This window comes from Kribbella capetownensis (genome assembly GCF_004331485.1).
Taxonomy (GTDB): Bacteria; Actinomycetota; Actinomycetes; order Propionibacteriales; family Kribbellaceae; genus Kribbella; species Kribbella capetownensis.
In genome coordinates, this window is the sequence record NZ_SJKD01000006.1 from 186615 (window position 1) to 201578 (window position 14964).

Sequence of the window (14964 nt, forward strand, 5' to 3'; positions counted from 1 at the left end):
GCGCCGCCTGGGGACAAGGCGACGCCGGCTCAGGGAAGGGAGGGATCAGCCGCGGTAGCGACCGATCACCTTGGTGTAGTCCCAGGCCTGCTGCGGTACGCCGGAGCAGGTGTCGGCGCCACCGCCGTTGCACGGCCGGTCGCGGTTGACCGACCAGAACGTGAACCGGGCCAGGTGGTGCTCGCTCGCGTACGACAGCATCGACTCGAAGTCGGACAGGTTGACCCGCTCACCGGCGACGTCGGTGATCCCGTTCATCGAGGAGATCCCGACCTTCCGGTACGCCGCGTCGTCGCTCACGCCGTACGCCGACTTGACCTGGTTCTTCAGGCCGTCGGCCGCCTGCCGGGTCAGCGTGCCCATGTTGGTCGAGCCGCCACCGAAGTCGAACGGCATGATCACCCAGCCGTCGAGGTTCAGCCCGGAGGCCGCGCCACGCCGGATCAGGTCCTGGCCGTTGCCGTCCGGCCCGGAGGTCGTCGTACCGAAGGTCAGGTACGTCGCGATCCCGGGGTTGTTCTGCTCGACGATCTTCAGCGCGTCGATCACCTTCTGCCGCACCGCGGCGCCGGCAACCTCCTGGTCCTCGATGTCGATGTCGATCGCCTTCAGCGACAGCGCGTTGATCACCTTCTGGTACGCGCCGGCCAGCTCACTCGCCGATCCACAGCTCTGACCGAGCTTGTTGCCGGACCAGCCGCCGATCGACACCACGGCGTCGCCGCCGTTGGCCCGGATCGCGTTCAGCGCCTGCTGGTCCACGCCACCGGTGAGCGGCCGGTTGCCGTCCCACTGCGGGTTGCAGTAGCCGTTGGACAGGATGAACGCCATCGTGAACCACTTGACGCCGGTCGCGTTCATCACGGTCGCCGGGCTGGGCGGGCTGCCCCAGCCCTGATAGAGGTACGGCGCTGCCGCCATCGGAGCACCGCCCGCCGGCGGCGGACCGTCATCTGCCGCCGGGACGTTCCACTTCTGGTTCGCCGCACCGGTGCAGCTCCACAGCTGCAGCGGAGTGCTGTTGGCGGAGTTGTTGCCCGTGACATCGAGGCACTTGTTCGCCTGCGGGTTCACCAGGTCCCGGCCGGACGTGTAGGTCCACTGCTGCGCGGCACTGCCGTTACAGGTCCACAGCTGTACCTTGGCGCCGTTCGCGACCGAACCGCCGCTGACATCAAGGCACTTGCCCAGCGCGGTCAGCGTCCCGTTCGAGTTCCGGCTCCAGTTCTGGGCATCGGATCCGTTGCAGTCGTACAGCTGCACCGTGGTTCCGTCGGCCCTGTTCGCACCGGCGATGTCCGCGCACTTGCCGGCCAGACCGGCGATCGTCCCGGTCGCAGCCTGTGCGGGCGCAGCCGTCATCAGCATGCCCGCGCCGATCACCAGAGCCGCGGCTACCGCCGCCACCCGGCGCATCAGACGTTCCACTTCTGGTTCGCCGCACCGGTGCAGCTCCACAGCTGCAAGGGTGTGGCGTTCGCCGAATTGTTGCCAGTGACATCAAGACACTTGTTCGCCTGGGGATTCACCAGATCTCTCCCACTTGTGTAGGTCCATTGCTGGGCGGCACTTCCGTTGCACGAATAGAGCTGAACCTTCGCTCCGTTGGCGACCGAGCCGGCGTTCACGTCGAGGCACTTGCCGAGGGCACGGATCGTCCCGTCACCGGGGCGCTCCCACTGCTGCGGGTTCGAACCGTTGCAGTCGTAGAGCTGCACCGCCGTACCGTCCGCCGAGTTGGCGCCGGCGACGTCGATGCACTTGCCGGCCAGGCCGGTGATCGCGGAACCGGTCCCTCCACCGCCACCCTGCGTGCCGGACCAGGTGAAGGTCGCCGACGTCTTGGTCGGCAGCGTGTAGACGAAGGACTGGCTGCCCCAGTTCACCCGCACCGACTGCGAGCTACCGGTGGTGTTGAACGCGATCAGCGCCTTCGAACCGTCCGGGTTCTTCCACGCCACGTTCTTCACCGAGTTGTTCGCACTCGAGTCGATCCGCAGCGCACCCGGCTTCACGAACTTGGTCAGGTGGCCCATCGTGTAGTACTCGACGGTCTTGGTGACCTGACCACGCTGGCTGTCGTTGCGGTGCACGGTGACGAGACCGGTACAGACGTTGCACCCGGCACCGACGTACGGCAGCATGTCCTCGTCCTGGGCGAGGCTCCACTTGACCCACGACTTGTCCCAGTTGCGGGTGTAGTCGATCAGGTTGTTCATGTCCTCGACCTGCTGGTTCGGGATCCACGTGCCGCCGGAGTGCTCGGTCATGTACGCGTTCACGTTCGGGTACTGGTTGTGGATCTGCGTCTGCAGGTTCACGTCACCGCCGTACCCGTGCCAGGCGATGCCGCCGAAGAGCGGGTCGTTGCGCAGGCCGGCGTCGGCCAGCGGGACCGAACCGAGGTCGTTGTAGTTGCCCCAGTTGTAGTCCAGGACCAGCACCTTGGTGGTGATCCCGGCCGCCCGGAACGCCGGGAACAGGTGGTTCTTGGTGAAGTTCAGCAGGCCGGCGCCGTTCCAGTTCATCGACGCGTAGCCGGTGTTGTCGTTGCCGCAGCAGGTCGGCTCGTTCTGCACCGACACGTAGTCGATGTGGTTGCCCTGGGCCTCGTTCTGCTGGATGTACTTGACGAAGTACTGCGCGTACAGCGGGTAGTACTCGGCCTTGAGCCAGCCGCGGTTGGTGAACTTGTTGTTGTCCTTCATCCAGGCCGGCGCGCTCCACGGCGCGCCCTTCACCTTCAGCGCCGGGTTCAGCTGCTTGGCCTGCTTGGTCAGCGGTACGACGTCCGCCAGGTCGTGCTGGATGCTGAAGTCGTTCAGGTCGCAGCAGGTGTCGTCGTACGAATAGTTGAAGCGGGCCAGGTCCGAGGCACCCATCGGGTTGCGGGTGAAGGCCAGGCCGATCCCGTTGACCGGGTCGAACAGGTCCTTCATCACCTGGTCGCGGGTCGCGGTGGAGATCGTGTTGCTGCTGTTCAGCAGCCAGGCGGCGCTGTCGGTGAACGACGCGCCACCACCTTCGAACGACTGGTACGTCGTGTTCTCGTTGACCGTGATGGTCTGGTTGGCCGAGCCGCCGGCCGGGCCGAAGTTCACCGGCGTCTGCTGCTGCAGACCGCGGGTGACGTTGCGGCCGGCCGAGTCGTTCGTGGTGGTCAGCCAGATGTTGACCTGCTCACCGGCGGCCTGGGCGGGTGGGGCGGTGCCGAATCCGAGTCCGGCGGCGGCCGCACAGACTGCGGCCAGCGCCACCGGCAGGATGCGTCGTCGCCTGGGGCGGGCGCGACGAAGTGTCCCGTTCGCGGGCATGGGGCGGTTCTCCCTTGTTCAGAAGGGTTCTGGAGACATCAGGGAGTTGTCGGCGTCTGCCCGCGCCGCAACAGGTGGTCACCATGAGGTAACCATCGGTGCATGCCGGTGTCAACGGGATGCCGAGACTTTTTTCATGTCTTTTATTTAGTCCCGGCCTTGACGTGAGAGCGTTCCCACGATCAAGCTGCGGCCATCTCTTCTCCGACCGCCCCCGCGAGAAATGAGGCGTCCATGAAGCGTTCCCGCATGGCTGCGTTCGTCGCGATCGGTGCCGCTCTGGTCGGCACCACCCTGCTCCAAGCACCTGCCGAGGCCCGTCCCCAGGCCGCCGCCGCGCCCACGGCGACGATCTGGGAGGACAACTTCGACGGCCCGGCCGGTCAGGCCCCCGACCCCGGCAAGTGGCGCTACGACATCGGTGGCTCCGGCTGGGGCAACGACGAACGGCAGTACTACACCAACAGCACCCGGAACTCCGCCCTCGACGGCCAGGGCAACCTGGTGATCACGGCCCGCCAGGAGAACGGCGGATTCCAGTGCCACTACGGTCCGTGCCAGTACACGTCGGCCCGGCTGCTCACCGCCCAGACCTTCACCCAGACGTACGGCCGCTTCGAGGCCAGGATCAAGATCCCTGGCACACAAGGGGTTTGGCCCGCGTTCTGGATGCTGGGTGGCGGCAACTGGCCGAACGACGGTGAGATCGACATCATGGAGAACATCGGTCGTGAGCCGAACATCGTGCACGGCACGATCCACGGTCCGGGCTACTCCGGTGCCGACGGCATCGGCGCGGCGTACAACTCTCCGGACGGACAGCCGTTCCGCAACGGGTTCCACACCTACCGCGTCGACTGGGAGCCGAACTCGATCACCTGGTACGTCGACGGAGTCCAGTACCAGCGCCGTACGCCGGCCGACCTGAACGGCAAGACCTGGGTCTACAACCACCCGTTCTTCATGATCATGAACGTCGCGGTCGGCGGCTACTGGCCGGGCTACCCCGACGGTTCGACCGTGATGCCGCAGACGATGACGGTCGACTACGTCCGCGTCTCCGACGTCGGCAGCAGCTCCGGCGGTTCGCGGATCACCGGCCTGGCCGGGAAGTGCCTGGACGTCGCCGCCGCCAACACCGCCGACGGCACACCGGTCCAGCTCTACGACTGCAACGGGACCGGCGCGCAACAGTGGACCCGTCCCGGCGACGGCACGATCCGTGCCCTGGGCAAGTGCCTCGACGTGAACGCCGGCTCGGTTGCCGACGGCGCCAAAGTCCAGCTCTGGACCTGCAACGGGTCCGGCGCCCAGCAATGGACGTACTCCGCCGCGCACGACCTGGTGAACCCGCAGGCCAACAAGTGCCTCGATGTCACCGGCAACAACTCCGCCAACGCAACCCCGGTCCAGACCTGGACCTGCACCGGCGCCGCGAATCAGAAGTGGACCGTCTGACACACCCCACCCACCCGCGCCCGCACGCACCCCCTTCCCCTTCCCCGCCCCCACACCCCCGCCCCATCGCATTTGAACGGACAACCGTCGTGGTTGCGGGTTGTCACCTCTCAATACGAGTGGAGAACCCGAAATTCAAGGGGGTATCCGTTGAAATGCGTGGGCGGGGGCGGCCAGGGCGCGGGGTGGTGGGCAGGCGCGCGCGGGCGCCGGGCGCGGGCGCGCGCTGGGCGCGAGCGGGCGCCGGGCGCGGGCGCGCGCTGGGCGCGAGCGGGCGGGGAGCGCGGGCGGGCGCGCGGAGGCCAGGGGCGGGTGGGGGTGGTGGCGCGGCTTAGTGGTGTGGGGGTGCTACGCCTCCGTCGCGGAGTAGTTGCAGGACCGGGAGGGTCGCGGCGCCGAGAGCTACGGCGTCGCGGCCCAACTCGCACAGGACGATCGAGACCTGCGAGTACGGCTGTTGCAACGCGTGCCGGCCGACTTCCTCCCGCAGTTGCGGCAGATAGCGCTCCCCCAGCAGCAATCCCGCCCAGCCGCCGAGGACGATGCGCTCGGGATTGACCAGGTTGACCAGGTTGGCGAACCCGGCGGCGAGGTAGCCGATCGTGTCATTCACGACCGTTGCCGCGGCCTCTGAGGTGCCCACGGCATCGAGCATCGCGACGAATGCCGTCTCCTCGTCGCCAACCAGTCCCGGCCCGTCGAGCTCACGATAGCGGTCCAGCACGCCCTCCGCGCCGACGTACGCCTCCAGGCATCCTTCCGCACCACAGCGGCAGCGGCGACCGCCGTACGCGATCGTCATGTGGCCCCATTCGCCTGCACTGCTACGCGTTCCGCGGTAGCTCGACCCATCGGCGACCAGAGCCGCGCCAACGCCGGATCCGACCAGCGCCACCACGGCATCCGTCGCACCTCGGCCGGCGCCGAACCACATCTCTGCCTGGCCGAGCGTGTTCGCGCCGTTGTCGACCTGGATCGGAATATCAGTGCCCTCGGCAAGCATCTTCCCGAGCGGTACGGCGTCCCACCCGAGCGTCTGGGCATGGACGACGGCGTCGCCCTCGACGATCCCGGCCACCGCGACGCCGAGACCGAGCACCGACTCCGGCCGGACACCGGCCTCGGCAAGCACCGCACCGAGACCCGCCAGCACGTGTTTCACGACCATCGCCGGTGTCGGCGAGTGGATCGGGTGGTCGGCGCGGGCGAGCACTCGCATCGCGAGGTCGAACAACTCGACCCGTACGCGGGTCTCCCCGACTTCGGCGCCGACGACGTACCGGAACGTCGGCGACACCCGCAGCAGGACGCGTGGCCGGCCGCCTTCGGACTCGACCGAGCCGGCCTCCTCGACCACGCCTTCGGCGATCATTTCGGAGACCAGGTTGCTGACACTCGCCGCGCTCAACGACGTCCGGGTGCTCAACTCCTGACGGCTGAGCGGGCCGTCGCGGAAGATGCCGGTGAGGATCACCGACCGGTTGGACCGGCGCATGTCGCGCACAGTGGTCCGCCGAACGTCCATGCCCTGCCCCTACCTGGTCCGGCCCCAGGCAGGCCGCTCGCCCCGAGTCCATCACGCCGTACCGGCGGCCCGGAAGAGGCGCCTTCCGCCAAGTTGTGAATTAAGCCGCGATTCGTTACCACCCTGTGATTGACGACCCCTCGTCGTCTCGGCTTCACTCTACGGAACCGCTTCCGAAACCGGTTCCGAAACCGGTGCCGCACCGCACCCCGACCGCCCGAGGGGAGTCAGCATGTCGATCACCATCGCCGATGTCGCGGCGCGTGCCGGTGTCAGCAAGACCACCGTGTCGCGCGTGCTCAACGGCAAGGGTGAGCTCGATCTGCGGACCGCGGAGCGGGTCCGCCAGGTGATCGCCGAGCTCGGCTACGTGCCGAGCGCCCGCGCGGTCGGCCTGGCCCGCGGCCGGACCCGGATCGTCGGCATGCTGGTCCCGTCGCTCACCTGGCCCTGGATGGGCGAGGTGCTGCAGGGCGCCGTCGACGTGGTCGAGAGCGAGGGCTACGGACTGCTGCTGTTCACCTTCAACCGGGGTGAGGAGTCGATGCACCAGTTCGCCTCGCAGGTCTCGGCCCAGTCGTTCGACGGCCTGCTGGTGATCGAGCCGGAAGGCACCCTCACCTACATCGAGCAGTTGCATGCGCGCGGCCTCCCGGTGGTCCTGATCGACGACCGTGCCAAGCGCCCGCAGTTCCCGTCCGTCGCCACCACCAACTACGCCGGCGGCGAGTGCGCCGCCCGGCACCTGCTGGAACTCGGCCGGCACCGGCCGCTGGTGATCACCGGTGTCGAGCGGTTCGGCTGCACCCACGAACGCCTGGACGGCTTCCGCGACACCTACGCCGAAGCCGGTGTCGAGCTCGATCCGAGACTCGTGTTCGAAGGCGATTTCACCCACGAGAGCGGACGTCGCGGCATCCAGCACGCGTTCGACCAGCGCCTCGAGTTCGACGCGGTCTTCGCCCACAACGACCTGTCCGCCGGCGGCGCCATCCAGGCCGTCCGCGAGACCGGGCGGAACGTGCCGAACGACGTGTCGGTGATCGGTTTCGACGACATCCCGTACGCCGAACACACCGAACCGCCGCTGACCACGGTGCATCAGCCGATGCGCCAGATGGGCCAGGCGGCCGCCCGGATGCTGATGAGCCACTTCGGCGGCACTCCGCTGCCGACCGACCCCCAAGTGCTGCCGACGACCTTGATCGTCCGCAGTTCAACCGCCCCGCACTCCACCTCGCGGACCAGACCCGCCCCGAAGAACCGGTCCCACTAGAAGCTCCGGTGGCGGGACAGCTGCCCCTGTTCCGCCGCCGGTGAACTCCCCACACATCGAACGACCGGGCGTGAGCTCTTCCCATGAGAGCGCTTTCACGCCACCATGCACTGGCCCACCGGCTCAGGGTGGGCCATCCGCCAACAGATGCACAGGAGGATCCGATGCGAGCACGACGCACTGTCGCGCTGGCCCTGTCGGGCTTGCTCGCGGCAGCCGCACTGGCTGCCTGTAGTAACGGGGACGGGAAGACCGAAAGCAGCGGGACCGGCAGTACCGCGACCGTCCTGAATGTCGGTATGCCGAACGGACCACAGACCGAGAACCACAACCCGTTCCTCGGCTCCTCCTCGGGCGCCTCGCTGGGCTACCGCTGGATGATCTTCGAGCCGCTGGTGATGATCAACGGCATCAAGCCGACCGAGGCAGGCAAGCCCTGGCTGGCGACCGAGTGGAAGTTCGACGCGAACTACACCAAGTTGTCGCTGACCGTCCGCGACGGCGTGAAGTGGTCCGACGGCCAGCCGATGACGGCAGACGACGTCGCGTACTCCTTCCAGATCCGCAAGGACAACGAGGCGCTGAACCCGGAGGCGATCCCCTACGGGACGATCACCACCTCCGGCAACAAGGTCGACCTGACCTTCACCCGGTCCCAGTTCGTCAACCAGAACAAGATCCTGACCGCTTTCGTGGTCCCGAAGCACCAGTGGTCCACGCTGAAGGACCCGACCCAGGACACGCTGAAGAGCCCCATCGGCACCGGCCCGTACACGGTCAAGTCGTTCACCCCGCAGACCACCACGCTGGTACTGCGTGACTCGTACTGGCAGGACCTCCCGAAGGTCAAGGAGCTGCGGTACACGTCGTACAACGACAACAACGCGCAGACCACCGCGCTGGCCAACGGCGCGTCGGAGTGGAGCTTCGTCTTCGTCCCGAACGTGAAGGCCGTCTACCAGGACAAGGACCCGAAGAACCACAAGCTGTGGTTCCCGGCGAACCTCGGCATCCACGGCCTGTGGATCAACACCACCCGCAAGCCGTTCGACAACCCGGCGCTGCGGCGGGCGATGGACAAGGTGATCAACCGCGACGACATCTTCATGCAGGGTGAGGCCGGCTACTTCTACCCCAAGGTCGAGTCCGTCACCGGCATCCCGACGCCGGCCGGTGAGTCGTTCATCGCGCCGGACTTCAAGGACAAGAAGCACTCGGTCGACGTCGAGGCAGCGAAGAAGGAGTTGACCGACGCCGGCTTCAAGCTCGAGGGCGACGTCCTCAAGGACCCGACCGGCAAGCCGGTGACGATCACGCTGACCGACCCGGCCGGCTGGTCGGACTACATCACCGACCTGGAGATCATCAAGGACAACCTGTCCACGATCGGCATCAAGGCGACCGTCGACAAGGCCAACCAGGACGCCTGGTTCAAGAACATCGACGAGGGCAACTTCGACGCCGCGATGCACTGGACCAACGGCGGCGCGACGCCGTACGACATCTACCAGAACATCATGGACGGCAAGATCCTCAAGCCGGTCGGCAAGGGCGGCGTCAGCGGCAACTACGGGCGGTTCAACAGCCCGGAGGCGACCACGGCGCTGGACCAGTACGCCAACGCGACCGACGACGCCACCAGGACCACCGCGCTGAACACGCTGCAGAAGATCATGGTCGAGCAGATGCCGGTGATCCCGACCTCTGCCTCGAACGTCGGTGGTCTCTACAGCACGAAGAACTGGGTCGGCTGGCCCGACGAGCAGAACCAGTACGGGCCGGCCCAGCCGACCCAGCAGAACGCTCTGCAGATCGTCCTGAACCTGAAGCCCGCCGGCGCCCAGTGAGGCGCGGCCCGCGGCGCCAGGCCTGACCGCCTGGCGCCGCGGCGCCATGAACCGAGGAGTCCCGATTCCATGACGGTGACCGACACCGAGGTGGTCCTCGAGGCCGAGGGCCTCACCAAGCACTTCCCGGTACGGCGGGGGATCCGCGACCTGCTCACCCGGGATCGCAAGGCAGTCCACGCCGTGGACGACATCAGGCTCACGTTGCGCCGGGGACGGGTCACCGCCCTCGTCGGCGAGTCCGGCTCGGGCAAGTCGACCGTTGCCCGGCTGCTCGCCCAGCTGTACGGGCGTACGTCGGGTGACATCCGGCTGCACGGCGAGTCCGTCACGGTCAAGGGCGGACGCAAGTTCCGCGCGTACTGCCGCCAGGTCCAGATGATCTTCCAGGACCCGTTCGCCTCGCTGAACCCGACGCACACCGTGCGGTACCACCTGACCCGCGCGCTGCGGATCCACGGCCGGGCCGGCAACAACGCGGCCGAACTCGAGGAGAACCTTCGCGACCTGCTGCTGCGAGTCCAACTGACTCCCCCGGAGCGCTACCTCGACAAGTTCCCGCACGAGCTGTCCGGCGGTCAGCGCCAGCGCGTCTCGATCGCCCGCGCTCTCGGTGCGGACCCGGAGGCTCTGCTCGCGGACGAGCCGGTGTCGATGCTCGACGTGTCGATCCGTCTCGGCGTACTGAATCTCCTGCGTGACCTGAAGGAACGGCTCAACCTCGCGATCCTCTACATCACCCACGACATCGCCTCGGCCCGGTACTTCGCCGACGAGACCCTGGTGATGTACGCCGGACGGATGGTCGAGGGCGGCGACTCCGAAACCGTCACCCAGAACCCGGCCCATCCCTACACCCGGCTGCTGATCGAGAGCGCGCCGGACCCGGATCGCCTCGACCGTGTCGGCGATCCGCGCGCCCCGGAGGACCAGGGCAGCGGTGAGCCGCCGAGCCTGATCGCACCGCCCAGCGGCTGCCGATTCCACCCGCGCTGCGTGCATGCGATGCCGAAGTGCACGACCGATCTTCCGCACCGCTTCGAGCTGCCCGCGAACGACGGTCATTGGGCGGCCTGCTGGCTCTACGAAGAAGGGGTCGCGAAGTGAAGTACCTGCTGCAGCGGATCGCCTTCTACCTGTTCACCGCGTGGGCCGCGCTCACCATCAACTTCTTCATCCCCCGGCTGATCCCGGGCGATCCGGTCACCTCGCTGATCAACAAGTACCAGGGCCAGCTGAGCACCGACGCGATCCAGTCGCTCTACGTGCTGTTCGGTCTGGACAAGAACGCCAGTCTGTGGAGTCAGTACGTCGACTACTGGGGCCAGATCTTCCACGGCGACCTCGGGTTGTCGTTCACCTTCTTCCCGACGCCGGTCTCGGAGATCCTCCGGCAGAGTCTGCCGTGGACGATCGCGCTGGTCGGCATCACGACGTTCGCCAGCTTCATGATCGGTACGTCGCTCGGCGTCCTGGCCGGCTGGCGACGCGGCTCGTGGCTCGACGGACTGTTGCCGGTGACAACGTTCCTGTCGTCGATCCCGTACTTCTGGCTCGGCTTGCTGGCCATCACCCTGCTGGCCGGACCGGACAGCATCTTCCCGTCGTCGGGCGGGTACGAGCCCGGATTGGTGCCGTCGTGGAACAGTGAGTTCATCGGCAGCGCGATCCAGCACAGCCTGCTGCCGGCCATGACGATCCTGATCTCGTCGGTCAGCGGCTGGATCCTCAGCATGCGCAACATGATGGTCACGGTCGCGTCCGAGGACTACATCACCGTCGCGCATGCCAAGGGCCTGCCCGAGCGCCGGGTGATGGTCAGCTACGCCGCCCGCAACGCGCTGCTGCCGAACGTGTCCGGCTTCGCGCTGGCGCTCGGCTTCATCGTCGGCGGCACGCTGCTGGTCGAGATCGTCTTCTCCTACCCGGGCATCGGCTACAACCTGTTCCAGGCCGTCGGTTCCAAGGACTATCCGCTGATGCAAGGCGTGTTCCTGGTGATCACGCTGTCGGTGCTGGTCGCGAACCTGATGGCCGACATCGCCTACCTGCTCCTCGACCCGCGTACCCGGAAGGAAGGCTGACACGTGTCCGCACCAGCCACCACCATCACCGCGGTCACGCCCGGGGGCCCGGAGGTCGCGGCCACACCGGCCAAGCGCCGCCGGCTGCGGTTCGTCGCCAATCCGAAGGCCGCGACCGGCCTGGTCGTGCTCGGGTTCTTCTGCCTGATCGCGATCATCGGGCCGTGGATCGCGCCGTACGATCCGTCCGCACGCAGCAGTGACCTGATCCAGGCGCCTTCGGGCAAGCACTGGTTCGGTACGACGCATCTCGGGCAGGACATCTTCAGCCAGGTCCTGGTCGGCACCCGTGGGGTGATGTTCGTCGGCCTACTGGCCGGCATCGTCGCGACCGCGCTGTCGATCCTGATCGGCGTCAGCGCCGGCTTCCTCGGCGGCGCCGCGGACGAGAGCCTGTCCGCGTTGTCGAACGTGTTCCTGGTCATCCCGGCCCTGCCGCTGATCATCATCGTGGCGTCGACCATCCCGGCCGCGGGCGACCTGATGGTTGCCCTGGTCATCGGTTTGACGTCGTGGGCGTGGGGCGCCCGGGTGCTCCGGGCACAGACGTTGTCGCTGCGCCGGCGCGACTACGTCGAGGCAGCCCGGGCGACCGGTGAGAGCACCTGGCGGATCATCACTGCCGAGATCATGCCGAACCTGACCGCGATCATCGCCTCCGGCTTCGTCGGCACGGTGATCTTCGCGGTGATGTCGGAGATCACCCTGGCGTTCATCGGCATCTCGACGATCTCCGAGTGGAACTGGGGCACGATCCTGTTCTGGGCCCAGAGCCAGCAGGCACTGGCCCAGGGCGCGTGGTGGTGGTTCGTCCCGGCCGGTCTGGCGATCGCCGTGCTCGGTACGGCGCTATCGCTGATCAACTTCGGCATCGACGAGTTCGTCAGCCCACGGTTGCGCAGCAGCGGCCACACCAAGCTGAAGACCAAGGACGGTCACTCGGTCCGGATGCGGGTCGGCTTCACGCCGGTCCTGGGTGCCAAGGATGCCCCGGCGACTCCCGTCGTACGGCGTAAGGAGGAGGCCGCATGAAAGAGCCGGTGCTGGAGATCAAGAACTTCCACGTCGACTACGGCCTCGGCGACCAGGCGGTCCAGGCGGTCCGCGACGTCACGCTGACGTTGCACCGTGGCGAAGTACTCGGACTGGCCGGCGAGAGCGGCAGCGGCAAGTCGACCCTCGCGTACGGCGTGACACGGCTGCTGCCACCGCCCGGCGTGATCAGCGGCGGCTCGGTCGTCTACCACCCGCCGAACGGCGATGCGTACGACGTGATGGCGCTGACCGACCCGGAACTGCGGGCCTTCCGCTGGGCCGAGACGTCGATCGTGTTCCAGGGCGCGATGAACTCGCTCAACCCGGTGCACAAGGTCTCGACCCAGATGCTCGACGTGATCAGGGCGCACGAGCCCGGCCTTTCGCCGGCCGCGCGGACCAGCCGGGCGCACGAGATGCTGAAGCTGGTCGGCATCTCGTCCGACCGGATGGACGCGTACCCGCATCAGCTGTCCGGCGGAATGCGGCAGCGGGTGATGATCGGGATGGCGCTCGTCCTCGAACCGCAGATCGTCATCATGGACGAGCCGACCACCGCGCTCGACGTGGTGATGCAGCGGCAGATCCTGGCCCAGTTGGTCGAACTGCGCGAGCGGCTCGGGTTCTCGGTCCTGTTCATCACCCACGACCTGTCGCTGCTGGTCGAGTTCTCGGACCGGATCGCGATCATGTACGGCGGCCGGATCGTCGAGGAGGCGCGCTCCGCCGACCTGTACACCGACTCCCTGCACCCGTACAGCGAGGGACTGCTGAAGTCCTTCCCGGCGCTGCGCGGTCCGCGCCGGGAACTGGCCGGGATCCCGGGTTCGCCACCCGACCTGCGCGGGATGCCGTCGGGCTGTTCGTTCCATCCGCGCTGCCCGCACGCGTTCGACCGTTGCTCGGCGGAGATCCCGGTCCTCGGTGTCCCGTCGTCGCGCAACGATCCCAGCCGTTCCGTTGCCTGCTGGCTCCCCGGCCGCGTGCCGGTCGCTTGATCTCTCCGACATCCGAAAGGCCACAATGAGCACAACTTCTGTCTCGGGGGACGCCGACCTGGTCGCGGGACTTCCGGCCCGCTTCCGGTGGGGTGTCGCGACGTCGGCGTACCAGATCGAGGGTGCGGTGAACGTCGACGGCCGGACGCCCTCGATCTGGGACACGTACTGCCGGGTGCCCGGTGCCATCGACAACGACGACACCGGTGACATCGCCTGCGACCACTACCACCGGATGCCGGCGGATGTTGCCTTGATCAAGGATCTCGGCCTGGACACCTACCGGTTCTCGGTGGCGTGGCCGCGGGTGCAGCCGCGCGGCAAGGGCCCGGTGAACCGGGCCGGGCTCGCGTTCTACGACCGTCTCGTCGACGAACTGCTGACCCAGGGCATCGATCCGTGGGTGACCTTGTACCACTGGGATCTGCCGCAGGAGCTCGAGGACGCGGGCGGCTGGCCGGTGCGCGACACGGCGTACCGGTTCGCCGACTACGCGATGCTGGTGTTCGAGGCCCTGAGCGACCGGGTGAACACGTGGACCACGCTGAACGAGCCGTGGTGCTCGGCGATGCTGGGCTATGCGTACGGCGCTCATGCGCCGGGACGGCGTGAATACCCGGCTGCGTTGGCTGCTGTACATCACTTGCTGCTCGCGCATGGTCTCGCTACGAGCCGGATGCGTGAGGCGTCGCCGCGCAAGCTGGACATCGGCATCACGTTGAACGTGGCGACGGCGTACCCGGCCTCGGACGCGCAGCCCGATGTGGACGCGGCCCGGCGTGCGGATGGGATGGGTCGGCGGATCTACCTCGATCCGCTCGTGCACGGTCACTACCCGGCGGACGTTGTGGCTGACCTCGCTGTTGAGAGTGTCGAGTTGCCGGTCGAGGATGGTGACCTCGAGATCATTGCGGCGCCGATCGACGTACTGGGGGTGAACTACTACTTCAGCCAGAAGTTCACCGGGTACGCCGAGGACGGCAGCACGGCCGACTCCAGCGGTCTGCCGGTCAGCCGGACGCTTCCCCTGAACAAGCCGCGGACGGCGATGGACTGGGAGATCGTTCCCGAGGGGTTCACCGATCTGCTGGTCGGCATCAGCCGCGAGTACCCGGGGCTGCCGATGGTCGTCACCGAGAACGGCTCCGCCTTCGACGACGTACCCGACTCCACCGGCTTCGTCGCCGACGCGGACCGGACGGCGTACTTCACGTCTCATCTGTCTGCTGTCGCCGAGGCGATCAATCAGGGCGCCGACATCCGCGGCTACCTTGCCTGGTCGCTGATGGACAACTTCGAATGGGCCTACGGCTACGCCAAACGCTTCGGCATCGTCCGGGTCGACTACGAAACCCAGACCCGAACCCCGAAGCAAAGCGCTCTCTACCTCAAGAACCTGGCGGAGCAGCACCGCAACCGCTGACCAG

11 protein-coding genes are annotated in these 14964 nt (G+C 67.3%); 8 read left to right on the plus strand and 3 right to left on the minus strand.

Translation table 11 applies throughout. The features are described from left to right. Positions 1 to 45: 45 nt before the first annotated feature. Both E0H75_RS25820 and E0H75_RS25825 read right to left on the minus strand, forming a co-directional pair. Positions 46 to 1416 (minus strand): chitinase, encoded by a 1371-nt coding sequence (locus E0H75_RS25820; protein WP_131516239.1) that lies wholly within the window; start codon positions 1414 to 1416, stop codon positions 46 to 48. After that, positions 1416 to 3314, minus strand: coding sequence for a ricin-type beta-trefoil lectin domain protein (locus tag E0H75_RS25825; RefSeq protein ID WP_131516240.1), 1899 nt, complete (start codon positions 3312 to 3314; stop codon positions 1416 to 1418). The genes E0H75_RS25820 and E0H75_RS25825 overlap by 1 nt, the downstream gene beginning before the upstream one ends. 234 nt (positions 3315 to 3548) lie before the next feature. Between E0H75_RS25825 and E0H75_RS25830 the strand changes: the two genes are divergently transcribed. Further along, positions 3549 to 4772 carry a glycoside hydrolase family 16 protein gene (locus E0H75_RS25830; protein WP_131516241.1) on the plus strand — a complete coding sequence of 408 codons (1224 nt, stop codon included), beginning with the start codon at positions 3549 to 3551 and terminating at the stop codon, positions 4770 to 4772. A 331-nt stretch (positions 4773 to 5103) separates the two neighbouring features. On the opposite strand, the gene E0H75_RS25835 is transcribed toward E0H75_RS25830, so the two are convergent. Continuing rightward, complete coding sequence (locus tag E0H75_RS25835; RefSeq protein WP_131516242.1) at positions 5104 to 6297, minus strand: ROK family transcriptional regulator; 1194 nt, start codon at positions 6295 to 6297, stop codon at positions 5104 to 5106. A 232-nt stretch (positions 6298 to 6529) separates the two neighbouring features. Between E0H75_RS25835 and E0H75_RS25840 the strand changes: the two genes are divergently transcribed. The 7 genes from E0H75_RS25840 (at position 6530) to E0H75_RS25870 (ending at position 14960) form a co-directional block, all read left to right on the plus strand. Beyond that, on the plus strand, positions 6530 to 7573 hold the full coding sequence (locus tag E0H75_RS25840; protein WP_131516243.1) for a LacI family DNA-binding transcriptional regulator: 1044 nt from the start codon (positions 6530 to 6532) through the stop codon (positions 7571 to 7573). 164 nt (positions 7574 to 7737) lie between these two features. Then, entirely contained in the window at positions 7738 to 9420 is a 1683-nt protein-coding gene (locus tag E0H75_RS25845) for an ABC transporter substrate-binding protein (protein ID WP_131516244.1), read from the plus strand. A 69-nt stretch (positions 9421 to 9489) separates the two neighbouring features. Continuing rightward, on the plus strand, positions 9490 to 10527 hold the full coding sequence (locus E0H75_RS25850; RefSeq protein WP_131516245.1) for an ABC transporter ATP-binding protein: 1038 nt from the start codon (positions 9490 to 9492) through the stop codon (positions 10525 to 10527). Then, a complete protein-coding gene (locus E0H75_RS25855; RefSeq protein ID WP_131516246.1) occupies positions 10524 to 11504 on the plus strand; it encodes an ABC transporter permease in 981 nt (326 codons plus the stop codon). The genes E0H75_RS25850 and E0H75_RS25855 overlap by 4 nt, the downstream gene beginning before the upstream one ends. A 3-nt stretch (positions 11505 to 11507) precedes the next feature. Continuing rightward, on the plus strand, positions 11508 to 12536 hold the full coding sequence (locus E0H75_RS25860; RefSeq protein ID WP_131516247.1) for an ABC transporter permease: 1029 nt from the start codon (positions 11508 to 11510) through the stop codon (positions 12534 to 12536). After that, positions 12533 to 13537 (plus strand): ABC transporter ATP-binding protein, encoded by a 1005-nt coding sequence (locus E0H75_RS25865; RefSeq protein ID WP_131516248.1) that lies wholly within the window; start codon positions 12533 to 12535, stop codon positions 13535 to 13537. Before E0H75_RS25860 ends, E0H75_RS25865 begins: the two co-directional genes overlap by 4 nt. Before the next feature lie 25 nt (positions 13538 to 13562). After that, entirely contained in the window at positions 13563 to 14960 is a 1398-nt protein-coding gene (locus E0H75_RS25870) for a GH1 family beta-glucosidase (RefSeq protein ID WP_131516249.1), read from the plus strand. Positions 14961 to 14964: the final 4 nt, after the last annotated feature.